Annotated in this window: 24 protein-coding genes and 1 pseudogene; 16 read left to right on the top strand and 9 right to left on the bottom strand. The window is 64.5% G+C overall.

What is annotated here, in order from left to right:
• Window positions 1-5: 5 nt before the first annotated feature.
• Complete coding sequence (gene rph, locus P6U25_RS00790; RefSeq protein ID WP_407149547.1) at window positions 6-719, bottom strand: ribonuclease PH; 714 nt, start codon at window positions 717-719, stop codon at window positions 6-8.
• A gap of 157 nt (window positions 720-876) precedes the next feature.
• Between rph and hrcA the strand changes: the two genes are divergently transcribed.
• Complete coding sequence (gene hrcA, locus P6U25_RS00785) at window positions 877-1,965, top strand: heat-inducible transcriptional repressor HrcA (protein ID WP_407152717.1); 1,089 nt, start codon at window positions 877-879, stop codon at window positions 1,963-1,965.
• 103 nt (window positions 1,966-2,068) lie between these two features.
• Complete coding sequence (gene grpE / locus P6U25_RS00780) at window positions 2,069-2,674, top strand: nucleotide exchange factor GrpE (protein WP_407149546.1); 606 nt, start codon at window positions 2,069-2,071, stop codon at window positions 2,672-2,674.
• Window positions 2,675-2,695: 21 nt separating this feature from the next.
• Here grpE and pncA read toward each other — a convergent pair whose 3' ends face one another.
• A complete protein-coding gene (pncA, locus tag P6U25_RS00775; RefSeq protein WP_407149545.1) occupies window positions 2,696-3,406 on the bottom strand; it encodes a bifunctional nicotinamidase/pyrazinamidase in 711 nt (236 codons plus the stop codon).
• 101 nt (window positions 3,407-3,507) lie between these two features.
• The gene (locus P6U25_RS00770; RefSeq protein WP_407149544.1) at window positions 3,508-4,446 is read right to left on the bottom strand and encodes a hypothetical protein; all 939 of its coding nucleotides are present in this window, start codon (window positions 4,444-4,446) and stop codon (window positions 3,508-3,510) included.
• A 578-nt stretch (window positions 4,447-5,024) separates the two neighbouring features.
• Here P6U25_RS00770 and dnaK point away from each other — a divergent pair.
• From dnaK to P6U25_RS00730, 8 genes and pseudogenes are all read left to right on the top strand, one after another.
• Entirely contained in the window at window positions 5,025-6,926 is a 1,902-nt protein-coding gene (gene dnaK, locus P6U25_RS00765) for a molecular chaperone DnaK (protein ID WP_407149543.1), read from the top strand.
• 144 nt (window positions 6,927-7,070) lie between these two features.
• Entirely contained in the window at window positions 7,071-8,207 is a 1,137-nt protein-coding gene (gene dnaJ, locus P6U25_RS00760; RefSeq protein WP_407149542.1) for a molecular chaperone DnaJ, read from the top strand.
• A gap of 91 nt (window positions 8,208-8,298) precedes the next feature.
• A complete protein-coding gene (locus tag P6U25_RS00755) occupies window positions 8,299-8,901 on the top strand; it encodes a class I SAM-dependent methyltransferase (protein WP_407149541.1) in 603 nt (200 codons plus the stop codon).
• 130 nt (window positions 8,902-9,031) lie between these two features.
• Window positions 9,032-9,608: pseudogene (locus tag P6U25_RS00750) on the top strand (NADPH-dependent FMN reductase).
• Window positions 9,609-9,614: 6 nt separating this feature from the next.
• The gene (gene pyrF, locus P6U25_RS00745) at window positions 9,615-10,325 is read left to right on the top strand and encodes an orotidine-5'-phosphate decarboxylase (RefSeq protein WP_407149540.1); all 711 of its coding nucleotides are present in this window, start codon (window positions 9,615-9,617) and stop codon (window positions 10,323-10,325) included.
• A gap of 21 nt (window positions 10,326-10,346) precedes the next feature.
• On the top strand, window positions 10,347-10,643 hold the full coding sequence (locus P6U25_RS00740) for a DUF1330 domain-containing protein (protein WP_407149539.1): 297 nt from the start codon (window positions 10,347-10,349) through the stop codon (window positions 10,641-10,643).
• 156 nt (window positions 10,644-10,799) lie between these two features.
• Entirely contained in the window at window positions 10,800-11,612 is an 813-nt protein-coding gene (gene dapB / locus P6U25_RS00735) for a 4-hydroxy-tetrahydrodipicolinate reductase (RefSeq protein ID WP_407149538.1), read from the top strand.
• 29 nt (window positions 11,613-11,641) lie between these two features.
• Window positions 11,642-12,265 carry a 2,3-bisphosphoglycerate-dependent phosphoglycerate mutase gene (locus P6U25_RS00730; protein WP_407149537.1) on the top strand — a complete coding sequence of 208 codons (624 nt, stop codon included), beginning with the start codon at window positions 11,642-11,644 and terminating at the stop codon, window positions 12,263-12,265.
• A 144-nt stretch (window positions 12,266-12,409) separates the two neighbouring features.
• On the opposite strand, the gene P6U25_RS00725 is transcribed toward P6U25_RS00730, so the two are convergent.
• The gene (locus tag P6U25_RS00725; protein WP_407152716.1) at window positions 12,410-13,306 is read right to left on the bottom strand and encodes a methylated-DNA--[protein]-cysteine S-methyltransferase; all 897 of its coding nucleotides are present in this window, start codon (window positions 13,304-13,306) and stop codon (window positions 12,410-12,412) included.
• Between the two features lie 56 nt (window positions 13,307-13,362).
• Window positions 13,363-13,908: a DUF2244 domain-containing protein gene (locus P6U25_RS00720; RefSeq protein ID WP_407149536.1), complete on the bottom strand. Its 546-nt coding sequence runs from the start codon at window positions 13,906-13,908 to the stop codon at window positions 13,363-13,365.
• 22 nt (window positions 13,909-13,930) lie between these two features.
• Here P6U25_RS00720 and nth point away from each other — a divergent pair, with 22 nt between their 5' ends.
• The 4 genes from nth to P6U25_RS00700 all read left to right on the top strand — a co-directional run bounded on the left by nth (window position 13,931) and on the right by P6U25_RS00700 (window position 18,059).
• Window positions 13,931-14,701, top strand: a complete 771-nt coding sequence (gene nth, locus P6U25_RS00715) for an endonuclease III (RefSeq protein WP_407149535.1) — start codon at window positions 13,931-13,933, stop codon at window positions 14,699-14,701.
• A 231-nt stretch (window positions 14,702-14,932) separates the two neighbouring features.
• Window positions 14,933-15,985, top strand: coding sequence for a type III polyketide synthase (locus P6U25_RS00710; protein WP_407149534.1), 1,053 nt, complete (start codon window positions 14,933-14,935; stop codon window positions 15,983-15,985).
• Complete coding sequence (locus P6U25_RS00705; protein WP_407149533.1) at window positions 15,982-16,494, top strand: isoprenylcysteine carboxyl methyltransferase family protein; 513 nt, start codon at window positions 15,982-15,984, stop codon at window positions 16,492-16,494. The genes P6U25_RS00710 and P6U25_RS00705 overlap by 4 nt, the downstream gene beginning before the upstream one ends.
• Before the next feature lie 62 nt (window positions 16,495-16,556).
• Complete coding sequence (locus P6U25_RS00700) at window positions 16,557-18,059, top strand: DHA2 family efflux MFS transporter permease subunit (protein WP_407152715.1); 1,503 nt, start codon at window positions 16,557-16,559, stop codon at window positions 18,057-18,059.
• Between the two features lie 11 nt (window positions 18,060-18,070).
• On the opposite strand, the gene P6U25_RS00695 is transcribed toward P6U25_RS00700, so the two are convergent.
• The 3 genes from P6U25_RS00695 to P6U25_RS00685 all read right to left on the bottom strand — a co-directional run bounded on the left by P6U25_RS00695 (window position 18,071) and on the right by P6U25_RS00685 (window position 21,414).
• Window positions 18,071-18,823, bottom strand: coding sequence for a sulfate transporter family protein (locus P6U25_RS00695; RefSeq protein WP_407149532.1), 753 nt, complete (start codon window positions 18,821-18,823; stop codon window positions 18,071-18,073).
• 101 nt (window positions 18,824-18,924) lie between these two features.
• Window positions 18,925-20,340 carry an MFS transporter gene (locus P6U25_RS00690; RefSeq protein ID WP_407149531.1) on the bottom strand — a complete coding sequence of 472 codons (1,416 nt, stop codon included), beginning with the start codon at window positions 20,338-20,340 and terminating at the stop codon, window positions 18,925-18,927.
• Window positions 20,341-20,490: 150 nt separating this feature from the next.
• Window positions 20,491-21,414, bottom strand: coding sequence for a LysR family transcriptional regulator (locus tag P6U25_RS00685; RefSeq protein WP_407149530.1), 924 nt, complete (start codon window positions 21,412-21,414; stop codon window positions 20,491-20,493).
• 112 nt (window positions 21,415-21,526) lie between these two features.
• On the opposite strand from P6U25_RS00685, the gene P6U25_RS00680 reads away from it, so the two are divergent.
• Window positions 21,527-22,696, top strand: coding sequence for a CaiB/BaiF CoA transferase family protein (locus P6U25_RS00680; RefSeq protein ID WP_407149529.1), 1,170 nt, complete (start codon window positions 21,527-21,529; stop codon window positions 22,694-22,696).
• Between the two features lie 7 nt (window positions 22,697-22,703).
• Window positions 22,704-23,651 (top strand): hydroxymethylglutaryl-CoA lyase, encoded by a 948-nt coding sequence (locus P6U25_RS00675; RefSeq protein WP_407149528.1) that lies wholly within the window; start codon window positions 22,704-22,706, stop codon window positions 23,649-23,651.
• 199 nt (window positions 23,652-23,850) lie between these two features.
• Here the strand turns inward: P6U25_RS00675 and P6U25_RS00670 are convergent, their stop codons facing one another.
• Window positions 23,851-24,744, bottom strand: coding sequence for a YiiX/YebB-like N1pC/P60 family cysteine hydrolase (locus P6U25_RS00670; protein WP_407149526.1), 894 nt, complete (start codon window positions 24,742-24,744; stop codon window positions 23,851-23,853).
• Window positions 24,745-24,772: the final 28 nt, after the last annotated feature.

The raw sequence follows: 24,772 nt of genomic DNA, 5'->3' as shown, positions 1-24,772 counted from the left end.
TCTGACTACGCCACCGCGATCTTTTGCAAGTCGACCAGACGCGCGACACCTTTGCGTGCCAGTGCCATCAGCGCCAGGAATTCGTCCTGCGAGAACGGCGTCTTCTCGGCGGTGCCCTGCACCTCGATGATGCGGCCATCGCCGGTCATGACGAAATTGGCGTCGGTCTCGGCTTCGGAATCCTCGGCATAATCGAGATCGAGCACCGGTGTGCCCTGGTAGATGCCGCAGGAGATCGCCGCCACATTGTCGCGCAGCACGTTGGTCTTCAGCATGTTGCGGGTCTTCATCCAGTTGATGCAGTCGGCCAGCGCCACCCAGGCGCCGGTGATCGAGGCGGTGCGGGTGCCGCCATCGGCCTGGATCACGTCGCAATCGACGGTGATCTGGCGCTCGCCCAATGCTTCGAGATCGATGGCCGCGCGCAGCGAACGGCCGATCAGCCGCTGGATTTCAACTGTGCGACCGCCCTGCTTGCCGGCCGAGGCCTCGCGTCGGGTGCGCTCCAGGGTGGCGCGCGGCAACATGCCGTATTCGGCGGTGACCCAGCCCCGGCCCTGACCCTTGAGCCAGGGAGGCAACCGCTCCTCCAGCGTCGCCGTCACCAGCACATGGGTGTCGCCGAACTTCACCATGCAGGAACCCTCGGCATATTTGACGACGCCGCGTTCCAGCGACACGGGACGCAGTTCATCGGGCGCACGGCGGCTTGGCCGCATGAAGTCCTCCAAAAATCCGAGAGAAGTGGCTGGCCGTGCTTGTAGGAGGGGGAAGGAGCAGCGGCAAGGGTTTTCGGCCCTGGTTCTGGGGGCCGAATGCATGCTTGTCACCGGCCTCCCGGATCGACAAATTAGGGGCAATGTGAGGGACTGGAGTGTGGCTCACCACGATCCGATAGGCTTGATCGCACCGCATGCGGGGCTGGCTCAGCTCAATGAGCGTTCGCGCGACATTTTTCGTCAAATCGTCGAGAGCTATCTGGCGACCGGCGAGCCGGTCGGCTCGCGCAACATTTCGCGCCTGATCGCCCTGCCGCTGTCGCCGGCGTCGGTCCGCAACGTGATGTCGGACCTCGAGCAACTCGGCCTGATCTATGCCCCGCACACCTCGGCCGGCCGGCTGCCGACCGAGCTCGGTCTGCGCTTCTTCGTCGATGCCTTGATGCAAGTCGGCGATCTCACCGAGGACGAGCGGCAGTCGATCCGGACCCAGCTTGCCTCGGTCGGTCGCGCGCAAACGGTCGAGGCTGCGCTCGAGGAAGCGCTGATGCGACTGTCGGGCCTGACCCGCGCTGCGGCAGTGGTGCTGACGCCGAAGTCGAACGCGCGCTTGAAGCACATCGAATTCGTCCGGCTGGAGCCCGAGAAGGCGTTGGTCGTGCTGGTCGGCGAAGACGGTCAGGTCGAAAATCGCGTTCTGGCGCTGCCACCAGGTGTTCCCTCCTCGGCGCTGACCGAAGCGAGCAATTTCCTCAATGCACGGATTCGTGGCCGGACGCTGGCCGAAGCGCGCCTCGAGCTCGAGACCGCGTTGACGCAGAGCCGGGCCGAACTGGACCAGCTCACCCAGAAGGTCGTCGCGGCCGGAATCGCGAGCTGGTCCGGCGGCGAGCACGAGGATCGGCAGCTCATCGTGCGCGGCCATGCCAATTTGCTCGAGAATCTGCATGCGCTCGACGATCTCGAGCGCATCAAGTCGTTGTTCGACGACCTCGAGACCAAACGGGGCGTGATTGATCTGCTCGGCCGTGCCGAACGCGGCGAGGGGGTGCGGATCTTCATCGGTTCGGAGAACAAGCTGTTCTCGTTGTCGGGTTCCTCAACCATCATGGCGCCTTACAGCGATGCCCAGGGCCGGGTCGTCGGCGTTCTCGGCGTGATCGGACCGACGCGGCTCAATTACGCCAGGGTGATCCCGACGGTCGATTACGCCGCGCGCATCGTGAGCAAGATCCTGGGCGGCTGACCGGAAGCCGGAGGGACCGCTTGATTTTCGCCGCCAAAGCACGATATCCCGCCTGACCAATCCCCAAGATTTGAACCGACGCGAGTTTTCGAGAAGGCAAGCCATGACCGATCCGAACCGGACGAATGACAATACCGACAATCCGGCGCCGACGGGTGAGCCTGTGGTCTCCAAACCCTACGTCATGCCTGATGATCCCGAGGTCGGGTCGGCCGAGGCGTTGGCCAAGGAACTGGCGGAGGCGCGCGACAAGACGCTGCGCACCTTGGCCGAGATGGAGAACCTCCGTCAGCGCACCCGCCGCGAGGTCGCCGATGCCAAGACCTACGGCATTACCGGCTTTGCCCGCGATGTGCTCGAGATCGCCGACAATCTGCAGCGCGCGCTCGACGCCGTTCCGGCCGAGGCCAAGGAAGCCGCCGATCCCGGCCTGAAGGCGCTGATCGAAGGCGTCGAATTGACCGAGCGCTCGCTGCTCAGCGCGCTGGAAAAGAACGGCGTGAAGAAATTCGATCCGATGGGCGAGAAGTTCGATCCGAACTTCCAGCAGGCGATGTTCGAAGTGCCGGACCCGTCGGTGCCGTCAGGCACCGTCGTCCAGGTCGTGCAGGCCGGCTACATGATCGGCGAGCGCGTGCTGCGTCCGGCGCTGGTCGGCGTTTCCAAGGGCGGCGCCAAGGCCGCCCCGGCTGCCGATTTCACGGCCTGAGGGTCCGACCTCGCAATCTGCTTAGGCGATATCCGACGACTGGATGCGCTTGACGCCGGCCTTGTCCATGTCGGCCCACGCCTTGGCGAGCGAGCCCTGGGTGTCGATGCCGCGGCAGGCGTCGTCCACCACATAGGTTTCGAAGCCGGCCTTACGGGCGTCGAGCGCCGTCCAGGCCACGCAGAAATCCGTGGCGAGGCCGGCCACGAACACGCGCGTGACGTTGCGTGCCTTCAGATAGGCGGCAAGTCCGGTGGTGGTCTTGCCGTCGGCCTCGGTGAAGGCGGAGTAGCTGTCGACATCCCTGTGGAAGCCCTTGCGGATGATCAGCTCGGCCTGCGGGATTGCGAGATCCTTCGACAGTGCGGCGCCATCGGTGCCCTGCACGCAATGGTCCGGCCACAGCACTTGCTTGCCATAGGCAAGATCGATCACCTCGAATGGCTTCTTGCCGGAATGGGTTGAGGCGAAGGAGACGTGCCCAGGCGTGTGCCAATCCTGGGTCATCACCACATTGGCGAAGCTCTTGGCGATCCTGTTGATCACAGGCACCACCTGCTCACCGTCCTTCACCGCAAGACTGCCGCCGGGCAGGAAGCAGTTCTGGACGTCAATCACCAGCAGCGCCGAGGCATCATCGGGCCGGATCGTCGCCGCCCAAAGCCGGCCTGGAACCAGGGCTGCCAGGGCCGCCGCGCCGAGACCCGCAACAACCTGTCGTCGATCCAACATCGTTCCTCTCCCCGCTCGCGTGAACCCGCGCGAGGAGGCTAGTTCCGTCTGTCTGCCGGCGAAAGTCCGATTTTCTTCGGCGCGTCTTGCGGGACGCGGGATCAGCCGCGCGGCTCAATGCCGTCGCGCACCGCGCGGAAGCGTGGGAACGCCGTCCCCCAGTCCGTGCGCGGTGAGCTGCCGATGATGCGCACGGACGACTGCGAACCGAACCGCAGCCACTGTACGATGGTCACCGGCGTATTGTCCTTGCCGCTGGTCGCGTCGATCCGTGTCTCGTAGCCGGGCTGGCCATCGATCCGGATGGGCTCGGACATCGTGATGCGTCCGTCGCGGACGCCGGGGATCGTGGTGGCGACCTGCTGGGCGAACCGGCCGCGATCGTCGGGCGAGGCCGCGGTCGAGGCGACGACGCCAAGGATCATGAAGGGCTTGGCCTCAAAGCCGCTCTTCTCGTCGCCGTCGGCCAGGATCAGCGCCGCGCCCGGTGCCACCATGCGGACGTTCTTGAAGTCGGCAAGCTCGGTGACCTTGAACGGCATCAGGCCGAGCTGCTCGTCGACCGGCACCTCGTTGCGGATCACGGCAGATGCGAACATCTGCCGAACGGCATCATCGGTGTAGATCTTGGCCGCATTCTCGGGCACCTGCACCGCGATATAGCCGGAGAAGGTCGGGCCCGGTAGGATCATGGAGTAGCGCCGCACATTGGTCGCGCCGTCCCGCGCACTCTCGATGGTGTAGTAGCCGAGCCCGGCCGGCGTCTCGAGGCTTTCCGGCTTGATTCCGCCGCTGCCGCCGGGGTTGGCCTTGAAAGCGCTGACCACCTCGCCATAGGCGTCCGCGGGCAGATCCGCGATCAGCACCCTCACGCTCTGGTCCTCGGTCTCGAAACCGATGAAGGTCTTCGCGCGGACAAGGCCGACCAGTGGCTTCATTCCGACATGAGCGCCCGGCGGAAACACCACGTCGGCTGCGAAGGCAGAACACGTGGCAGCGATCAGCAAGGCAACCGCAGCGAGGAGGCGAAAAGGCGTCATGGGGGATCTACCGGTTTGCTCGGCGGCCGCTCGACGGCCCGATGCAGGGCTGGGTGGAGCTCACCCAGTCGGCCCGCTTTTAGCGGTTTTGATGGCTCTGCAACAGGGTCGCTATCTAGCCATTCCGGCGGTACGGCCCCGATTCCGGCCGCGTTTTGCCGGATAAGCGGGCACTTTTGCGCCTTTCCCGGCGCCTTCAAGGGAGAGGCCCCGCGAGCGGCATGCCGTCAGCGGCCAAATAGCGCGCCTCCCGCTCTTCGGCGCGCGCCCGTTGTGAGCGTTCACTCAACAAACGGACCACTGGCAGAGCGCCGCGGCGCCGTCGGTTGCGCTCGCAATCATTGCCGATTTGTTAACATGTTTCGTGGGCTGAACCAGCACGAAGGCGGGGCTGACACAATCTTTCAAACGTCAGTCTTTTCAGGCCTCAACGTTGCGTCCAGTCCTTGCGGGCCAGACCCTCTCTCCTATATCAGGCTCACCGTCGCAATATCGCGAGTATGTGAACGTCTGGGGGTTCGGTACGGAGCGCCGTCAGGGCCCAACCAACCTGCCGTAGCAAGAAGGATATGAAAACCATGGGTAAGGTCATTGGGATCGACCTCGGCACCACGAATTCGTGCGTTGCCGTAATGGATGGCAAAAACGCCAAGGTGATCGAGAACGCGGAAGGCATGCGGACGACGCCGTCGATCGTTGCCTTCACTGATGATGGTGAGCGGCTTGTCGGCCAGCCGGCGAAGCGCCAGGCGGTGACCAATCCCGAGCGTACGTTTTTTGCGGTCAAGCGCCTCATCGGCCGCCGCTATGACGACCCAATGGTCGAGAAGGACAAGAAGCTCGTTCCCTACAAGATCGTCAAGGCATCGAACGGCGACGCCTGGGTCGAAGCCGACGGCAAGACCTATTCGCCCTCGCAGGTCTCGGCCTTCATCCTGCAGAAGATGAAGGAGACCGCTGAGGCGCATCTCGGCCAGAAGGTCGAACAGGCCGTCATCACGGTTCCCGCTTATTTCAATGACGCACAGCGTCAGGCCACCAAGGACGCCGGCAAGATCGCCGGCCTCGAAGTGCTGCGCATCATCAACGAGCCGACGGCTGCCGCGCTCGCCTACGGCCTCGACAAGTCGAAGGCCGGCACGATCGCGGTGTACGACCTCGGTGGTGGCACCTTCGACGTCTCGATCCTTGAGATCGGCGACGGCGTGTTCGAGGTGAAGTCGACCAACGGTGACACCTTCCTCGGCGGTGAAGATTTCGACATGCGTTTGGTCGGATATCTCGCCGACGAGTTCCAGAAGGAGCAGGGCATCAACCTGCGCAACGACAAGCTGGCCTTGCAGCGTCTGAAGGAAGCTGCCGAAAAGGCCAAGATCGAACTGTCGTCGACCACGCAGACCGAGATCAACCTGCCGTTCATCACGGCTGACCAGACCGGTCCGAAGCATCTGACGATGAAGCTGACCCGCGCCAAGTTCGAGGCGCTGGTGGCCGATCTCGTCGAGAAGACCATCGAGCCGTGCCGCAAGGCGCTGAAGGATGCCGGTCTCACCGCCGGTGAAGTCGGCGAAGTGGTGCTGGTCGGCGGCATGACCCGCATGCCGAAGATCCAGGAGGTCGTGAAGCAGTTCTTCGGCAAGGAGCCGCACAAGGGCGTCAATCCCGACGAAGTCGTCGCGATCGGCGCTGCGATCCAGGCTGGCGTGCTGCAGGGCGACGTCAAGGACGTGCTGCTGCTCGACGTGACGCCGCTGTCGCTGGGCATCGAGACGCTGGGCGGCGTGTTCACCCGCATCATCGACCGCAACACCACGATCCCGACCAAGAAGAGCCAGGTGTTCTCGACGGCCGAGGATAATCAGAACGCCGTTACCATCCGGGTCTTCCAGGGCGAGCGTGAGATGGCGGCGGACAACAAGATGCTCGGTCAGTTCGACCTGATGGGCATTCCGCCGGCTCCGCGCGGCATGCCGCAGATCGAGGTGACGTTCGACATCGACGCCAACGGCATCGTCAACGTCTCGGCCAAGGACAAGGCGACCGGCAAGGAACAGCAGATCCGGATCCAGGCGTCCGGCGGTCTGTCCGATGCCGACATCGAGAAGATGGTGAAGGACGCCGAGGCCAATGCGGCCGAGGACAAGAAGCGCCGCGAGGCGGTCGACGCCAAGAATCATGCCGATGGCCTGGTTCACTCGACCGAGAAGGCTTTGGCCGAGCACGGCTCGAAGATTGCGGACACCGAGCGCCGCGCGATCGAGGATGCCGTCAGCGACCTGAAGGAAGCGCTGAAGGGCGATGACGCCGAGGCGATCAAGGCCAAGACCAACACACTGGCGCAGGCTTCGATGAAGCTCGGCGAGGCCATGTACAAGCAGCAGGCCGAGGCCGACGCGGCCAAGGACGCTGCGAAGGATGACGTCGTCGACGCGGAGTTCACCGAGGTCGACGACGACAAGAACAACAAGAAGTCTGCTTAACGCGCGGGCTTGAGATGATGACCCTCACACCAAAGAGCACGCCGAGCGTCTCGATGGGGTGGGGGTCATTTTTCGTTAAGCCGATCGCGGCATTTTTTTCGACAGGCGCGGTCCCTGGCGACGAACTTCCAACGGAACTGACGGATGTCCACTAAGCGCTGCTACTACGAGACCCTCGAGGTCGATCGGAACGCGGACGAGACCAAGCTGAAAGCGGCTTTCCGCAAGCTCGCGATGAAGTGGCATCCGGACCGCAATCCAGGCGATGCCTCGAGCGAACTCCGGTTCAAGGAAATCAACGAAGCCTATGAAGTGTTGAAGGACGGCGAGAAACGCGCCGCCTATGACCGCTTCGGCCACGCGGCGTTCGAGCACGGTATGGGCGGCGGCAGCTCGCCCGGCTTCGGCGCAGGCTTCGCCTCCTCCTTCTCCGACATCTTCGAGGACCTGTTCGGCATGGCCGGGCAACGCCGCGGCGGCGGCCGCGAGCGCGGCGCCGACCTGCGCTACAACATGGAGATCACGCTCGAGGAAGCCTTCCAGGGCAAGACCGCGCAGATCGAGATACCGGTCTCCGTGACCTGCGAATCCTGCTCGGGCACCGGCGCCAAGGCCGGCACCAAGCCGAAGACCTGCTCGACCTGTGGCGGCGCCGGCCGCGTCAGGCAGGCGCAGGGCTTCTTTACACTGGAGCGGACTTGCCCCGGCTGTCAGGGCCGCGGCCAGATGATCGAGGACGCCTGCACGTCCTGCGGCGGCTCTGGTCGGGTGACCCGCGACCGGACGCTGTCGGTCAACATCCCGCCGGGCGTCGAGGACGGCACGCGCATCCGTCTCGCCGGCGAGGGCGAGGCCGGCATCCGCGGTGGCCCGCCCGGAGACCTCTACATTTTCCTGTCCCTCACCACCCACCAGTTCTTCCAGCGCGACGGCGCCGACCTGCACTGTCGCGTGCCGATCTCAATGGTGACGGCTGCGCTCGGCGGCGAGTTCGAGGTGCCGACCATCGACAAGAGCAAGACCAAGGTGAAGGTGCCCGCGGGCACGCAGTCCGGACGGCGATTCCGCATCGCATCAAAGGGCATGCCGGTGCTGCGCTCGCGCCAAACCGGCGACATGTATGTCCAGGTTATGGTCGAAACGCCGCAAAATCTGACCAAGAAGCAGCAAGAATTGCTGGCCGAGTTCGAAAAGCTGTCGTCCGGTGCAACCCAGCCGGAGGCTGCGGGTTTCTTCTCTAAGGTCAAGGACTTCTTCGGAAACCGCGCCACCCAGCAGTAGTCGTCGTGCTTGACCGTAACGGCTTCGACATATACGTCTTTGTGACTGTTTTCTGACACCGCTCGATTGTGCGGTCCCGCCTGGTAGCGACATGCCCTTGCAATCGTCCGCGCGTGCGTTGAAGAAGCCCCTCCGTCTCGATGACGAGGTCCGTTTTCTCCGTTCATGGATTGAGAAGCCGCTGCATATGGGCGCGGTGATGCCGTCGGGACGGCTGCTGGCCCGCACGATGGCGCAATACGTTGACGCGAATGCCGAAGGTCCCGTCGTCGAACTTGGACCCGGGACCGGTGCGATCACCAACGCGCTGATCGAGCAAGGCGTCGATCAGAAGCGGCTCGTACTGGTCGAATACAATCCGGGCTTCTGCGCATTGCTGCGGGAGCGCTATCCGCAGGCCAAGGTCGTCCAGGGTGATGCCTATGCGCTGCGCGACGCGCTCTGGGAGGTTCTGAAGTCTCCTGCCTCCGCGGTGGTCTCCGGCCTGCCGCTCGTCACCAAGCCGATGCTGACGCGCCTTAAGCTGATCCGCGAGGCCTTCGTAGCGCTCGCACCGGGCGCTCCCTTCATCCAGTTCACCTATTCGGTCGTGCCCCCGATTCCGAAATCGCTGCCGGGTGTGTCCACGGAAGCTTCCGAGCGAATCTGGATGAACATCCCGCCCGCGCGGGTCTGGGTGTACCGCAAGGGCTGAGGCGGTATTTCCGCCAAAACGGGTACCGGTTTTGCGCATGGAATACGCGCAGAATGTTAGCTAAGAGCATTTTCAGAGAAAATGCTCACCTGCGCCGTCGCGCGGCGCTCGCCCGACCTGCGATTTCAAAATGTCCGCGCTGAAAATCCTCGTGATCCCGGGATCGCTTCGCACCGGCTCGCTCAACGTTAAGCTGGCAGCGGTCGCCGCGCTTGAACTGGTGCAACTGGGCGCCGACGTCACCCGCATCTCGCTCGCCGATTTTCCGTTGCCGATCTATGACGGCGACCTGCAGGCCAAGTCTGGCGTGCCGCTGAATGCGGTCAACCTCAAGCGGATGATCGGCGCCCATCATGGCGTGCTGATCGTCACGCCCGAATACAATTCCTCGGTGCCGGCGCTGGTGAAGAACACGATCGACTGGGTCAGCCGGGTGCAGGACCCGCACGAGGCCCGCGGCGCGGTGTTCCGCGACCGCGTCTTCGCGATCGCCGCGGCCTCCGAACCGGCTCGGCGGCACGCGCGCGCTGGCGGCGCTGCGGCTGATCCTCACGGCGTGCCACGCGACCGTGATTCCAAACCAGCTTGCGCTGTCATTCGCGGAGCAGGCTTATGACGACATGGATCGTCTGAAGCACCACGCCGATATCGAGGCGATGCGGGCGCTGGCGCGGCAGTTGATCGACCATTCCCAACGCATGATGTGAGGTGACATGCAGGCAGCCAAGATCGCTTCGAGAGATCGGTTGATTGTAGCGCTCGATCTGCCGTCCGTCGCTGCGGCGGAGGCGATGATCGACGGGCTCGGCGACAGCGTGACGTTCTACAAGATCGGCTATCAACTCGGCTATGCAGGCGGCCTGTCGCTGGCCAAGCAGCTATCGAGCCGCGGCAAGAAGGTCTTCATCGATCTCAAGCTGCATGACATCGGCAACACCGTGGCGCGCGGCGTCGAGAGCATCGCGAGCCTCGGCGCAACCTTCCTCACCGTGCATGCCTATCCGCAGACCATGAAAGCCGCGGTCGAGGCGCGCGCCGGCTCCGGCCTGAAGATCCTCGCCGTCACCGTGCTGACGTCCTACGACGACAACGATCTTCATGCCGCGGGCTATCGCCTCAACGTCTCCGATCTCGTCGAAGCGCGCGCCAGGCAGGCGCAGGCGCTTGGCGTCGATGGTCTGGTGAGCTCACCTGAAGAAGCAGCCGCCTTGCGTAAGATCGTCGGCTCTCAGATGCACCTGGTGACGCCTGGGATCCGCCCGGCGGGATCGGCCACCGGCGACCAGAAGCGCATCATGACCCCGGCCCGTGCGATTGCCGCCGGCGCCGATTATCTGGTGGTGGGACGGCCGGTGATGGAAGCTGCCGACCCCAAGGCCGCCGCAGAGGCCATTCAAGCTGAGATCGCGCAGGCGCTTGCCTGAACGGCAACAAGGGAGAAAGCAATGGCGAAGGGCTACTGGATCGGACGCGTTGACGTTCACAATGAGGAAGGCTACAAGCCCTACATGGCCGCCAACCCGGCCATCTTCCAGAAATTCGGCGGCAAGTTTGTCGTGCGCGGCGGCAAGTTTACCAGCGTCGAGGGCCAGAGCCGCTCACGCAATGTCGTGATCGAATTCCCCGACTATGAGACCGCGCTCGCCTGTTACAATTCGCCGGAATACCAGGCCAACATCAAGGTACGGCAACCGCATTCGATCGCCGACCTGATCATTATTGAAGGTTTCGCCGGGCCCTAGTTCCCGGGTGTCGGACGCCCCATTCAGCGGTCGGAACAGCCTCCGATAGCCTCCGTTGAGCATGATCCCGGCGCCAACGCGTCCGCGCTTGTCGCGCCGGGAAAACCGGTTTCCACTTTGCCGGATCATGCTTTATACGGCCCTCAGAGGTGAGCCATGGCTGATATGCGTCTGATCGTTGCGGGAGCCGGCGGCCGGATGGGCCGCACACTGACGCGGGTAATTTCCGAAACCCCGGGGGCGGTTCTGGTGGGCGCGCTCGAAGCGCCGGGCTCGGATCTGCTGGGCAAGGACGCCGGCGTGCTGGCCGGCCTGCCGGCCAACGGCGTCGCGCTGTCGGCCGATCTGTGGTCGATGTCGGCCAACGCCGACGGCATCCTGGATTTCACCGTGCCGGCTGCGACCATCGCCAATGTCGCGATCGCGGCCGAGCGCGGCCTCGTTCACGTCATCGGCACCACCGGCCTGTCGCAATCTGACGATGCCGTGATCAGGAGCGTCACCAATCGCGCCGTTGTTGTGAAGTCGGGCAATATGAGCCTGGGCGTCAATCTGCTCGCCGCGCTGGTCAAGCGCGTCGCGCAATCGCTCGACCAGAACTACGACATCGAAATTCTGGAGATGCACCACAAGTCCAAGATCGATGCACCATCGGGCACGGCCTTGATGCTCGGCGAAGCCGCGGCCGCCGGCCGCAAGATCGCGTTGGAGCAGCATTCAGCGCGAGGCCGCGATGGTCTGACCGGCGCACGGCGTGCCGGCGACATCGGCTTTGCCTCGCTGCGCGGTGGCACGGTCGCCGGCGATCACAGCGTGATCTTTGCCGGTCCGTCGGAGCGCATCACGCTCTCGCATCATGCCGAGGATCGCGCGCTGTTCGCACAGGGCGCGTTGAAGGCGGCGCTGTGGGCACACGGCAAGAAGCCCGGCATGTACTCGATGGCTGACGTGCTCGGCCTGAGTGAATAGTCAAGCTGCAACAACAACGGAAACTTGGAATGAGCGAACGTCTTCTTGTGCTCGTGCGGCACGGCCAGAGCGATTGGAACCTGAAGAATCTCTTCACCGGGTGGAAGGATCCTGACCTCACCGAGCAGGGCATCAACGAAGCCAAGGAAGCCGGCCGCAAGCTGAAGGCGCGGGACCTGTCGTTCGACGTCGCCTTCACCTCCGATCTGACGCGTGCCCAGCACACGCTGAAGCTGATGCTCGCCGAGATCGGCCAGACCGGCCTGCCGACGACCAGGAATCTCGCGCTCAACGAACGCGACTACGGCGATCTTTCCGGGCTCAACAAGGACGATGCGCGCAAGAAATGGGGTGAGGATCAGGTGCTGATCTGGCGCCGCTCCTACGACGTGCCGCCGCCTGGCGGTGAAAGCCTGAAGGATACATTGGCGCGCGCCTTGCCCTACTATGTGCAGGAGATTCTGCCCGGCGTGCTGCGCGGCCAGCGCACGCTGGTTGCCGCCCACGGCAATTCGCTACGCGCGCTGATCATGGTGCTGGAAAAGTTGACGCCCGAGCAGATCCTCAAGCGCGAACTCGCGACCGGCGCGCCGGTGGTCTACCGGCTCAATGCCGATTCGACCGTGGCGTCAAAGGTTGATTTGGCCGACTGAGCGGCGTGGTCACCGGAAGTTGGTGCCGGCAGCGTGGGCAAAGCGCAGCATGCCCACCACTTCATGCACGGCTTGCGATGCTGGGCACGGCGCGCTGCGCCTATGCCCACCTTACTTCCTGGGCGAACGGCAGCGATCCATGGATCAATGCAATCCGACCTGCCCGGCCTCCCAACCCAGCATCGCCTGCTTGCGGGTGACGCCCCAGTGATAGCCGGTCAGCGCGCCGCTCTTGCCCAGTGCGCGGTGGCACGGCACGACGAACGACACCGGATTGCGGCCGACCGCGGCACCGACGGCGCGTGACGCCTTCGGGTTGCTGATCTTGTTGGCGATGTCGGAATAGCTGACCGCGCGGCCCATCGGGATCTTCAACAGCGTCTCCCAGACCCGCACCTCGAAATCGGTGCCGATCAGGACCACGCGCAGCGGCTGGTCCGGCCGCCACAACCGCGTGTCGAAGATGCGCTGCGCCAGCATGGTGGTGCCGTCGGTGTCCTCGACATAGGTCGCATTCGGCCAGCGCCGCTTCATATCGGCGAAGGCGATCGGCTCGTCGCCGGGGTCGGCGAAGGCGAGGCCCGCCAGCCCCCGGCCCGTTGCGATCACGATCGCGGTGCCGAACGGCGAGGGGTGGAAGCCGTAGCGCAGCGTCATGCCGGCGCCGCCGTTCTTCCATTCACCGGGCGACATGGCCTCGTGAGTCACGAACAGGTCGTGCAGCCGGCCCGGCCCCGAAAGGCCGGAGTCCAGCGCCGCATCGAGCACGCTGGCGGAGTCGCGCAGCAGGCCCTTGGCGTGGTCCAGGGTCAGCGCCTGCATGAACGCTTTCGGCGTCAGCCCCGCCCAGCGGCGGAACAGATGATGGAGCTCATCCGGCGTGGCACCGGCGGCATCCGCGACCGCCTCAATGGTCGGCTGCGTGCGCCAGTGCTCCGAGATGAACGCGATCGCGCGCCGCACGGAATCATAGTCGCGCAGCGCTGCGTTCTGGAGGCCCGGCTTGGCCAGGCGCTGGTCATGTATAGCGAGTGTCATCATGGTCTCTGATTTAGGAGCCATGGCGCATCCAAACCACCCGATTTCTGACAAGCCAATTAATGAATGGGATTATAGGTCGGGCCTCGCTTCGCGGCGTTCAGCGCGGCCATCAAAGCTTTGGAAAAACTGGCCTTTTCGTCCGGGCTCAGAAAGCTCCCGACGCTCACCCGGCGACCCCTGGAGATCAGGTAAAGCCGTTCGATGCCGAACTCCTCATGCGATTTCTGCTCGAACTGGACCCAGAGCGGATTGAGCACCCATTCCACCACGTGGCCACGATGGCTGATCCGGCGCACCCGCAATTCCGATGATGTCACGGTGATCTCCTCGCTCGCCTTGGCGGTGCGGAAGTTGACCTTGAACGCCCAATAAATCACCAGCACGTCGAGGCCGAAGAAGCCGAAGATCGGCCAGGCACCCATCCACCAGAACACCGCGCCGGCGACGAAGCTGATCGCGGTGACCGATGTCATCAGCACCGCGAAGCCGGTCCGGTTGAGTGAACGGTGCGGTGTCAGCAACGCCGAGAACAGCGTCGGCTCGGTATCTCGGCCGATCGCCTCAAGATCATCCCCGGGATCAAAATCATTGCCTGCAGTCATGACGTATCAGTATATCCCGGTCATGGCCAAAATCATCCGCTCTCAACGCGCCAAGACATCAAGCGTTCGATCCGCGCCCGAGAGGCCGAGGAAGAAGCCCGCGAAAACGGCAAAGCCGCTGCCTAAGCGCGCGGCCAAGACGGCGGTGAAATCGAAGCCCTGGACCGAAGCGGAAGTCTATGAGGCCTTCAGCCGGTTCCGCAAAACCAATCCCGAGCCCAAGGGTGAGCTCGAGCACCTCAACCCCTACACCCTGTTGGTGGCGGTGGTGCTGTCGGCGCAGGCGACCGACGCCGGCGTCAACAAGGCGACGCGGGCGCTGTTCGCGGTCGCCGATACGCCCGAGAAGATGCTAGCGCTCGGCGAGGACAAGGTGCGCGACTACATCAAGACCGTCGGGCTGTATCGCAACAAGGCGAAGAACGTCATTGCGCTATCCGAGAAGCTGATCGCCGAATTCGGTGGCGAGGTGCCGCGCACCCGCGCCGAGATCGAGTCGCTACCCGGCGCCGGCCGCAAGACCGCGAATGTCGTGCTCAACATGGCATTCGGCGAGCACACGATGGCGGTCGATACCCATGTGTTTCGCGTCGGAAATCGCACGGGGCTGGCGCCCGGCAAGAACCCGCTCGAGGTTGAGCTGGCGCTGGAGCGAGTGATCCCGCCGGAGTTCATGCTACACGCGCATCATTGGCTGATCCTGCATGGCCGCTACACCTGCCTCGCGCGCTCGCCGCGTTGCGACGTATGCCTGATCAACGACCTGTGCCGGTGGCCGGAAAAGACCGTCTGAGGCATGATCGACATCATCAGGTTGTAACTCGTTCGACCTCTCGGGCCCGCAATTGAGCCACGCCTGGCGCGGGGGCACTTAAATGCGGCGTCACGGTCGCCTCGGCTCGCGGCTAGTCAGAGCCTTCAACTTATAGTGAAGGTTCCGGTGTGCCCGGTCCCTGGCACGCCTGGAAATATTTCGCTCATCGCGCGGTTCCATAGCAGGGGACCGGAACGAGGGTGAGTTGGGATGACGAAGACGGCCGCGCTGGTGTCGGTGGCGACCTCGGTTCCGCCGCATCTGTTCCATCAGGAGCAGATTTTGCAGGCCGCGCGTAAGCTCTTCGCCGACCGCTATCCGCAATTCGAAACGCTTTCGAGCCTGTTCGCCAATACTGGCATCCATCGCCGTTACGGGGTCAAGCCGATCGAATGGTACATCGAGCGGCGCGGCTGGCCCGAGCGGACGCAGGCTTTCCTTGAAGGCGCCGAGTCGCTGTATGTCGATGTCGCGCGCAAGGCGATTGCGCGCGCGGACCTTTCCGGGAGCGACATCGATGTCGTGGTCACGGTGTGCTCGACCGGAATTGCGACGCCGACGCTGGAAGCGCGGGTGGCCGGCCAGCTCGGCCTGCGGGCGGACGTGTCGCGGGTGCCGGTGTTCGGCCTCGGCTGCGCCGGCGGCGTGTCGGGCCTGTCGATCGCATCAAAGCTCGCGGAAGCACGGCCCGGCGCCAATGTTCTGCTGGTCTCACTCGAGCTCTGCACGCTCGCGGTCCGGCACGACGAGCTCACCAAGGCGAACATCGTTGCTGCCAGTCTGTTCGGCGACGGTGCTGCGGCAATCGTGCTGCGCGCCGGCGACGGCGGTGCGACGCGGGTCGAGGCGAGCGGCGAAAAGCTCTGGCCGGATACGCTCGACATCATGGGGTGGACCGTCGATCCGGAAGGCTTCGGCGTGGTTTTTCAACGTACCATTCCCGATTTTGTCCGCGATCATCTTGGGCCGGCCGTTGCCGAAATCCTCGCGCGGATGCAGCTCACGGTCGATGACATCGATCGCTTCCTTTGCCATCCCGGCGGCGCCAAGGTCATCGCGGCGCTGGAGCGGGCGCTGGCGCTCGAGCAGGGGACGCTCGATCACGAGCGCGACGTCATCGCCGATTGCGGGAACATGTCGGCCCCGACCGTTCTCTTCGTCCTCGAACGCGCCTGGGCCAAGGGCCTGCCGCCGCGTTCGCTGCTGACGGCGCTGGGGCCCGGTTTCACAGTGAGCTGCGTCGCGCTGAGGCACGCGGCGTGAGCGTCGCATCGATCATACTCGCGCTGGTCACGCTGCAGCGTCTGGGCGAGCTCATGCTGTCGCGTTACAACACGCGGCGGCTTCTTGCGTGTGGCGCTGTCGAAGTCGGCGCAAGTCACTATCCACTGATCGTATCACTCCATACCGCTTGGCTGCTCGCACTGTGGGTGTGGGGCCGCGATCAAGACGTCAATCCCGCAGCGCTTGCGGCCTATCTGGTGCTGCAGGGCCTTCGGCTGTGGACCCTCATCACACTCGGGCCGCGCTGGACCACGCGGATCATCGTGCTGCCGGGCAAACCGCTGGTCGCTGCAGGGCCTTACCGGTTCTGCTCGCATCCGAACTATGCGGTCGTGATCAGTGAGATCGCGCTGCTTCCTCTCGCGTTGGGTCTGCCGCTGACGGCGCTGAGCTTCACCATCCTCAACCTCGCGGTGCTCGCACTGCGCATTCGTGTCGAGGGGCGGGCGCTCTCCACTTTCGGCCGGCTGCCTAAGAGGAGCCCATGAACGGCCCGGCGGAGCAGCGAACCGACAGCCCATCGATTGCGACCTGGGCCGGATTTCTCCTGATGTGCTCCGGCATGTTCATGGCGATCCTCGACATCCAGATCGTCGCGACTTCGCTGCCGACGATCCAGCGTGCGCTGGCGATCTCGCCGGCCGCGATGAGCTGGATCCAGACCGCCTATCTGATCGCGGAAGTGATCACGATCCCGCTGACCGGGCTGCTGACGCAAGCGCTGTCGCTGCGGTGGCTGTTCGTGACGGCCGTGAGTCTGTTCAGCATCGCGTCGATCGGCTGCGCCTTCAGCGGCGGCTTTTCCGTGCTGCTGATCTTCCGCGTGTTGCAGGGATTTTCCGGCGGCGTCCTGATCCCGGCGGTGTTCTCTGCTGTGTTCATGCTGTACCCGCCGCGGTGTCATGTGGTGGCAACCACGATCGGTGGCGCCGTCGCGGTGTTGGCGCCCACGCTGGGACCCGTCGTCGGCGGCTGGATCACGCAGACCTGGTCGTGGCCGTGGCTGTTCTTGATCAATGTCGTTCCGGGACTCATCGCCGCTTCCGTTACGCCATTCCTGCTGCCGCGCGAGGTTACTCATTTGCGTGCCCTCGCAAAGCTCGACAGATGCTCGCTTGTCTTGCTCGCAGCCGCGCTCGCAAGCTTTGAGATCGGGTTGAAGGAGGCGCCGCAGCGCGGCTGGACATCGCCGCTTTGCGTGAGCCTGCTGATCGGAAGCGCCGGCGGCATGGCGATCGTCGTCCGGCGCACGCTGCGCGCGGCGCACCCGATCGCGCGGCTTTCGACGTTCGGACGGCGTTCGTTCGCGGTCGGCTGCGCGCTCAGCTTCTGCCTCGGCATCGGCCTGTATGGATCGACCTATCTGATGCCGGTGTTTCTCGGCTTCGTGCGGCGTCACGATGCCTTTGAGATCGGCAGCATTATGCTGGTCACGGGAAGCGCGCAGCTCGCGGCCGCGCCGCTTGCGGCGATTCTCGAGCGCCGCCTTGGCGCTCGGATGCTGACAGGTGCCGGCTTCGCGCTGTTCGCGCTCGGCCTGGGCCTGAGCGCGCACCAGCCGCGCACCGCCGATTTCGACGAGATGTTCTGGCCGCAGATCGCGCGCGGGGTCGGGATCATGTTCTGTCTGCTGCCGCCGACGCGAATTGCGCTGGGCGCCCTGCCGGAAGCGGAGGTGGCTGATGCCAGTGCGCTGTTCAACCTGATGCGTAATCTCGGCGGCGCGATCGGGATCGCCCTGATCGATACGATTCTTTACGGCCGAAGCTTGATCCATGGCGAGGTGCTTCGTGCCCGTCTGCTGGCTGGCGACGTCACGGCGGCGCAGGCGATCGGGCTCGATCCGAAGCTGCTGATCGACCGGCCACCGGGGCCGCCCGACAAGGCCGCTGTGGCGTTCGTCCGGCCATTGGTCGAGCGGGCATCGCTCGCGCTCAGCGTCAACGAGGCCTGGGCGATGCTTGCCTGCGTGGCGATCGTGGGACTTCTGCTGGTGCCCTTCGCGCGCGAACCGGCACCCGTACTGGTGGCGGCGCCGTCGGATCTGACCTAAGCCAATGTCACCTAAGCCATGGGCACGTTGCGTTGCCGCGCCGGCTCGATCAATTCGGGCCGTGAACCGGACAGCCGCTTGTGCATGTGGACCATGAAGGCCATGCCGAACAGCGGCGTCGCCAGATTGACGATCGGGATCGAGACGAAGGCCGCGATGAACAGGCCCGCGGCAAATATGGTCGATGCGTGGTCGCGGCGCATCGCCTTGGCGTCCGCCGGCGAACGGAAGCGCATCGCGGCGAGCTCGAAATATTCCCGGCCCAGCAGCCAGGCGGTTGCGATGAAGAACACGATGAAGCCGGCACCCGCGAACAGCACGAAGGGCAGCGCGACCAGGTAGACCAGGATCGTCAGCAGCGCGGTCTTGGTGCCTTCGGTCATCGCCAGCGCGAACGGCAATGCCGCACCGGGCCGCTCGGCCGGATAATGTTCGCGCTCGACGATGTCGGCGACGTCGTCGACGAACAGGCTCGCCACCAGCGAGGTGATTGCGGGCATCAGGAAGATGCCGCCAAGCACGACGCCAAGGCCCGCCGCGATCGAGATGATCCAGGACAGCACGTGCAGCGTGGAATGGAAGTTCGGGCCGAGCATGCTCTCGGCCCAGACTTCGCCATAGTCGGCAAACCAGCTCAGCAGACGCTGCAAGCCGATTGCCAGCACCGTGATGAGCACGAGCGCAAGCCCGATCGAGCGCCACAAGATCGAGCGCATCGGCGGTGACAGGATCTGCGAAAGCGCCTTGACGGCGGCGTCCAACATGACTGGGTTACCTCTCCGGAAGTTCTCGCGAGAGGTAGACACCCGATCAGGCTTCGGCAAGTGCCGGCTGTGTCGCGGTTAGGGCACTTTCGAGCGAAGCTTCAGGCATCGAGCGGCTTGCCGCGCACCGTGGGTCCCCAGACGCCGATCGCGACGATCACGATGACCATTGCCGCGGTGATCAGCCCGAACACGCCGCCGACGCCGGTTTCGCGCAGCATGAAAGCCACGATGAAGCCGGAGAAGGTCGCGCTGAGCCGGCTCATCGAATAGACGAGGCCGGCCGCGCGGGCCCGGATCGCGGTCGGGAACACCTCGGTCTGATAGGCGTGATAGGCGTAAGACAGCGTCATGTTGGCGCCGGTCACCAGCACGCCGCTTGCAATCAACAGCGCCGGCTCGGTGAGTAGCGAAAATGCGAGACCGAACACTGAGATCGCCGCGGCGGCGCCGCAGATGATCCACTTGCGCTCGAAGCGATCGGCGAAGGTCGCGGCCAGCAGCGGCGCGAGTGGGTAGGCGACGGCGATGATGAAGGAGTATTGCAGGCTCTTGGTGACGGTGATGCCCTTCTGGACCAGCAGCGCGGGCACCCAGTTGGCGAAGCCGTAGACGCCGAACGCCTGGCAGAGATTGAAGATCATGAACAGCACGACCAGCGCGCCATAGGGCGGCCGGAACAGCTCGGCAAAGCCGGCCGGCTTGATCGGCGCGCGCGCCGGCACGATCGCAGCCCTTGCGGCGGGACGCGCGGCAGTTACGCCTGCGGCGGCCTCGAGCGTCTGCATGATCTTGTCGGCCTCACCGGCGCGTCCATGGCGGGACAGCCAGAGCGGACTTTCCGGCACATAGAGCCGCAGCACCCAGATCACCATGCTTGCGGCGGCGCCGATCAGCACGACCCAGCGCCAGCCGTCGATACCGTAAGGCGTAAGCGGCACCAGCCACCACGACAGCGCCGCGACGATCGGCACCGCCGACAGCATCACGGCCTGGTTGATCGCAAAAGCGCGGCCGCGCATCCAGCTCGGCACCAGCTCGGTGATGTAGGCGTCGATGGTGATGACCTCGATGCCGATCCCGATTCCGGCGATGAAGCGCCACAGCAGCAGGCCGCCGGGCGTGGTCTGGCACGCCATGATCACCGAAGCGAGGCTGTAGAACAGCAGCGAATAGGTGAAGACCGCCTTGCGTCCGAACCGATCGGCGAGGAAGCCGAGGAAGAAGGTGCCGACGAACAAACCGGCAAAGGTCGCGGCGACGAAGGCGCCGATGCCGGAGAAGCCGAAGAAGGCCTGGGTCGTCGTGGTCATCAAGCCGCTGCGGCTGAGGCCGGGCGCGATGTAGCCGGTAAAGAACAGATCGTAGATTTCGAAGCAGCCGCCGAGCGACAGCAGGATCACCAGCCGCCAGACATAGGCGGAGGCGGGCAGCGCCTCGAGCCGCCGCGAGATCTCGTCGGGCTCGCTTGTCGTGCTGGCACGATCGGTCACTGAGCCGACGTCGACGGCGCTCATGCTGGTCCTCCCCAAATGGTGCAACGGCCGCCTCTCTTGCGCAGGCGTGCCGATCGACGCCATGTTTGGCAGCCGGGAGCCAGAAATCCAGACGAACATATCGAAGGAATCGTTCGAGATTTTCGATGGCGCGGGACACACGAATGGGCTTCAGATCAGGAGGGTCGCCTCCCAGGCGCCGCGCCCCACTTGCTCAGCGACCAGGGAGCGGATCAGCCGGCACATTTCCTCCATGACATAGGTCATCGGTCGGTTGCGCAGGCGGCAGAGATAGAGTGTGCGCGTGAGCTGAGGTTCGATCACCTCGCGTGCGATCAGCGCCTTTGCCTTCAGCGGCTCGCTCACGAAGTGGGTCGTCGCGATGGTGCAGCCCAAGCCCGCGGTCAGGGCGCCGATCATGCCGCTGGTCGAGTTGAGATGGAGGATTGCACCGGCCTCCAGCCGTTTCAGCGGCACGGGATCGTCCAGCAGCGCCCGGGCCGACAGCCCGTGCCGGAGCAGGATCAATGGCAACTGCGCCACCTCTTCGAAGGTGATCGGTGCCTTCTTGCCGACCAGCTTTTCCGTGCCGACGCAGAACATCTGCTCTTCCAGCACAGGCTCGGCGATCAGGTCCTTGTCCGACGGCGGATTGTAGACCAGCGCGAGATCGACTTCGGAGCTCATCAGATGCAGCAGCGTTGCCCCGGAGAGGCTTTCGGTCAGTGACAGTTTCAGGTTCGGATATTTCGTCAGCACGGTGCGCATCAGAGGCACGCCGATCGCCTTCATTCCCGAATTCGCCATGCCGATCGAGATGTCGCCGGCGATTTCGCTGCCGCCTTCCTTGATCTCGCGCTCGGCCGCCGCCATCGCGCGGAGGATGATGCGGGCGTGCTCGTAGAGCCGTTCGCCGGCCGCAGTCGGTTCCATGCCGCGCGGCTTGCGCTCGAACAGCGGCGTGGCGAATTCGGACTCGAGGTTCGCGATATGATGGCTCAACGCGGACTGCGCGACGTTGGCCTGATCCGCCGCCCGCGACAGGTTGCGCTGCTCGTAAACTGCGATGAAATAGCGGAGCTGGCGCGAGTCCATCGGATCTTGCGTTCTGGAACCACGAATACACTATTCGACAGATTATATTTTTCAGATAGCGTGCGGAAGCCTAGTTTGCCTTAAGTAACCAAAACGAGCACGGAGCAAACCGATGACAGGAAGCGGGCTGCCGCTGGACGGCGTGAGGGTTGTCGAGATGACCCACATGGTGATGGGCCCGACCTGCGGCATGATCCTGGCCCAGCTCGGCGCCGAGGTGATCAAGGTCGAGCCGCCGGCCGGCGACAAGACCCGCAGCCTTGGCGGCATGGGCGTCTCGTTCTTCCCGCTGTTCAACCGCGGCAAGCGCAGCGTGGTTCTCGACTTCGAGAAGCCTGAAGACCGCGAGACCATGGATCGGCTGCTCGCCAGCGCCGACGTGTTCCTGGAGAATTTTCGTGACGGCCAGCTCGCGAAGCAGGGGCTCGGCGTCGACGAGCTGCGCAAGAAGCATCCGCATCTGATCCTTGCAGGCCACAAGGGCTTTCTGTCCGGTCCCTACGACCATCGTCCCGCGCTGGATGAAGTCGTGCAGATGATGTCGGGGCTCGCGGCGATGACCGGCACGCGCGACAAGCCGCAGCGGGTCGGCTCTTCCGCCAACGACATCATGGGCGGCATGTTCGGCGTGATCGCGATCCTCGCCGCGCTCTACCAGAAGCGCGGCGGCAACGGAGGCGGCGCGGACATCCGCATCGGCTTGTTCGAGAACTGCCTGTTTCTGGTCGCCCAGCACATGGTCGAGTACGAAATGACCGGACGCAAGCCGCGCTCGATGCCCGAGCGCGAGCATGCCTGGCCGATCTACGACATCTTCGATGCCGCGGGGGGCGATCGCATCTTCATCGGCGTCGTCACCGAAGGTCATTGGCAGAGCTTTTGCCGCGAGTTCGGCCTCGAGGAATTTGCCGAGGATCCGACGCTACGCACGACCACCGACCGCATCATGGCCCGCGACCGGATCATTCCGCGCGTTGCCGAGGAGATCAAACGCTGGAACGTCGCGGACCTGTCGGCGAAGCTCGATGCGCTCAACATCTGCTTCTCGCCGATCAATCGGCCCGAGGATCTGTTGCAGGACCCGCACGTGCTGCGCCCCGGCGGTCTCGTCAGCAACGTCAACGCCGACGGCAAGCCGTTCCGCGTGCCCGCGCTCCCCGTGGAGTGGAATGGTGGCAATATCGGCGAAGGCCTGAAAGTGCCGGTACTCGGCGCCGATACCGATGACGTGCGCGCCGAGCTCGAGCAACAGAAACTCTCATCAACCGGAAACGCTGCGTGAGGCTGTCATGACCCGTATCCACGATATCTATCCCAATGACAGAGTGAGCCTGCGCGAAGTCGGCCTGCGCGACGGCCTGCAACTGGTGAAGACGTTCCCGTCGACGGCGGCGAAGCAGCGCTGGGTGCGCGATGAATATGCCGCCGGCGTCAGGCATTTCGAGGTCGGTTCGTTCCTGCCCGCCAAGACCTTCCCGCAGTTCGTCGATGTCCGCGACGTCGCCGCGACCGTCGCCGCGCTGCCCGGCGCGCACGGGGTCGCGCTGGCGCTGAACGAGCGCGGCGTCAACGAAGCGCTGGCCTCCGGCGTGGCCGAGATCGCCTCGGTGGTATCTGCTACCGAGGAGCACAGCCAGGCCAACGCCAACCGCTCGCGCGAATCCGCGATCGAGAACGTCAAGCGCCTCTGCGAATTGCGCGATGCCAGCGCGCACAAGCCGGTGGTGAATGCCGCGATCTCGATGGCCCTGGGCTGCTCGATCGTCGGTGCCGTCGATCCAAAGGAGGTGCTGCGGCTCACCGAGAGGCTCTACGAGATCGGCGTCGACATGGTCGCGATCGCCGACACCGTCGGCTATGCGGGTCCGAGGCAAGTCGGCGAGCTCACCAAGGGGGCCGTGAGGATCGCGGGCGCAAAGCCGGTCTGCGTTCACCTGCACGACACCCGCGGCATGGGCATCGCCAACGCCTCCGCCGCGCTCGACGAAGGCGCCCGCGCGCTCGACGGCTCGCTCGGCGGGCTCGGTGGCTGCCCGTTCGCGCCGGGCGCGACCGGCAATGTCGTGTTCGAGGATCTCGTCTTCCTCTGCGAAAGCAAGGGATTTCCGACCGGCATCGATCTCGACCGGCTGATCGCGGTGCGTACGATCCTCAAATCCGAGATGCCGAACGAGCCGCTGTACGGCGGTCTCGCCCGCGCCGGCCTGCCCTGTGGCACCAAGGCGAAGGCGGCGTAGCCTTTTCAATGACAGGGGCAGTTCCAAGCTCACGTGTCAAGCAGCGCGGTGTCATCACCCGCGCATGCGGGTGATCCAGTATTCCAGAGAGGCCGATGCTTGAACCGAGAGGCCGCGGCGTACTGGATGGCCCGCCTGCGCGGGCCATGACACGCTGGTCCGAACTCGCAATGACGGACCCGTAGAGGCGCACACCCTCTCAGCCCGACACCGGCTCCACGGCCGAGATCGTCACTTGCGCAGCCGCAACTGCAACCGGTGCCTCTTCGTCAATCTCTTCAGGAGTAAGCGGCGGCGACCTGCCTTCTGGAAACACACTGAATTCGCCCGCTACCTCCTGGAGCGGCTTCTGCTTGTCGGCCCAGTGCAGGGCCGTGTAGTCGAATCCGTGCACGATGGTTGGTTTGACGATTTCGAAATAGGGCGAGATGTCGAAGTCGCGCGGCATGTAGAGCGAGGAATCGCGGATATGCAGGATCTCGCGGCGCGCCTTGCGGCTGGCGGCGCGCGTGATTTTGGGCAGGATCGGGTAGCGCACGGCGTCGAAGGCCTGCGCGATCAGCGCCGAGCAGATGATCTTGGTCGGATCGCCGGAGCCGAACGCGATCATGCGCCGCCGCCAGCGCTGCGGGACCGGCAGCGGAAACAGGTAGCGCGCGAGATCGACGATGTTCTTGGTGTCGTAGCCGAACCCGATGCGGTTGATCGCGTAACGGCACACCGTGGTGCGGTCCTCGTAGGACAAGCCGACCGGCCGGCAGATGCGGGTATGATAGGTGAAATATTTCGACAGCGGTGCGGACGTCACGCCTTCGCCGACATTGGCCTCGATCAGCACGTGCTGCTCGCCATTCGGCTCAGTCGCGCCATCGACGGGGCCGACATAGAGCGCGGCATGCGACCAGGTCGACTGCGTGAGGTATTTGATGATGCCGGAAATCCGGTTGTTGCCTTCGACCAGCAGCACATCACCGGGCTGGATGATGCCGCGCAACTGATCCGGCTCGCTCGGCGTGAACGGCTCGTAACCCGGGATTTCCTTTTGCAGGTACCCCGCGATCCATTTGCCGACCGTATCGAGCATTAAGCCCATCAACTCCCCCGAGCGGTTCTGCGACCGC

Origin of the sequence: Bradyrhizobium sp. ORS 86, from assembly GCF_045571475.1 — a bacterium.
Lineage (GTDB): Bacteria > Pseudomonadota > Alphaproteobacteria > Rhizobiales > Xanthobacteraceae > Bradyrhizobium.
This window is presented reverse-complemented; position numbering and strand designations above follow the sequence as displayed.

Coding starts and splice junctions, on each gene's coding strand:
- P6U25_RS00755 (WP_407149541.1), top strand. CDS start 8,299: ATGCCCTTGCAATCGTCCGCGCGTGCGTTGAAGAAGCCCCTCCGTCTC.
- P6U25_RS00690 (WP_407149531.1), bottom strand. CDS start 20,340: ATGAGCGCCGTCGACGTCGGCTCAGTGACCGATCGTGCCAGCACGACA.
- pyrF (WP_407149540.1), top strand. CDS start 9,615: ATGCAGGCAGCCAAGATCGCTTCGAGAGATCGGTTGATTGTAGCGCTC.
- P6U25_RS00700 (WP_407152715.1), top strand. CDS start 16,557: ATGTGCTCCGGCATGTTCATGGCGATCCTCGACATCCAGATCGTCGCG.
- dnaK (WP_407149543.1), top strand. CDS start 5,025: ATGGGTAAGGTCATTGGGATCGACCTCGGCACCACGAATTCGTGCGTT.
- rph (WP_407149547.1), bottom strand. CDS start 719: ATGCGGCCAAGCCGCCGTGCGCCCGATGAACTGCGTCCCGTGTCGCTG.
- P6U25_RS00680 (WP_407149529.1), top strand. CDS start 21,527: ATGACAGGAAGCGGGCTGCCGCTGGACGGCGTGAGGGTTGTCGAGATG.
- pncA (WP_407149545.1), bottom strand. CDS start 3,406: ATGTTGGATCGACGACAGGTTGTTGCGGGTCTCGGCGCGGCGGCCCTG.
- P6U25_RS00710 (WP_407149534.1), top strand. CDS start 14,933: ATGACGAAGACGGCCGCGCTGGTGTCGGTGGCGACCTCGGTTCCGCCG.
- grpE (WP_407149546.1), top strand. CDS start 2,069: ATGACCGATCCGAACCGGACGAATGACAATACCGACAATCCGGCGCCG.
- dapB (WP_407149538.1), top strand. CDS start 10,800: ATGGCTGATATGCGTCTGATCGTTGCGGGAGCCGGCGGCCGGATGGGC.
- nth (WP_407149535.1), top strand. CDS start 13,931: ATGGCCAAAATCATCCGCTCTCAACGCGCCAAGACATCAAGCGTTCGA.
- dnaJ (WP_407149542.1), top strand. CDS start 7,071: ATGTCCACTAAGCGCTGCTACTACGAGACCCTCGAGGTCGATCGGAAC.
- P6U25_RS00770 (WP_407149544.1), bottom strand. CDS start 4,446: ATGACGCCTTTTCGCCTCCTCGCTGCGGTTGCCTTGCTGATCGCTGCC.
- P6U25_RS00740 (WP_407149539.1), top strand. CDS start 10,347: ATGGCGAAGGGCTACTGGATCGGACGCGTTGACGTTCACAATGAGGAA.
- P6U25_RS00695 (WP_407149532.1), bottom strand. CDS start 18,823: ATGTTGGACGCCGCCGTCAAGGCGCTTTCGCAGATCCTGTCACCGCCG.
- P6U25_RS00685 (WP_407149530.1), bottom strand. CDS start 21,414: ATGGACTCGCGCCAGCTCCGCTATTTCATCGCAGTTTACGAGCAGCGC.
- P6U25_RS00725 (WP_407152716.1), bottom strand. CDS start 13,306: ATGATGACACTCGCTATACATGACCAGCGCCTGGCCAAGCCGGGCCTC.
- P6U25_RS00675 (WP_407149528.1), top strand. CDS start 22,704: ATGACCCGTATCCACGATATCTATCCCAATGACAGAGTGAGCCTGCGC.
- P6U25_RS00670 (WP_407149526.1), bottom strand. CDS start 24,744: ATGGGCTTAATGCTCGATACGGTCGGCAAATGGATCGCGGGGTACCTG.
- P6U25_RS00720 (WP_407149536.1), bottom strand. CDS start 13,908: ATGACTGCAGGCAATGATTTTGATCCCGGGGATGATCTTGAGGCGATC.
- P6U25_RS00730 (WP_407149537.1), top strand. CDS start 11,642: ATGAGCGAACGTCTTCTTGTGCTCGTGCGGCACGGCCAGAGCGATTGG.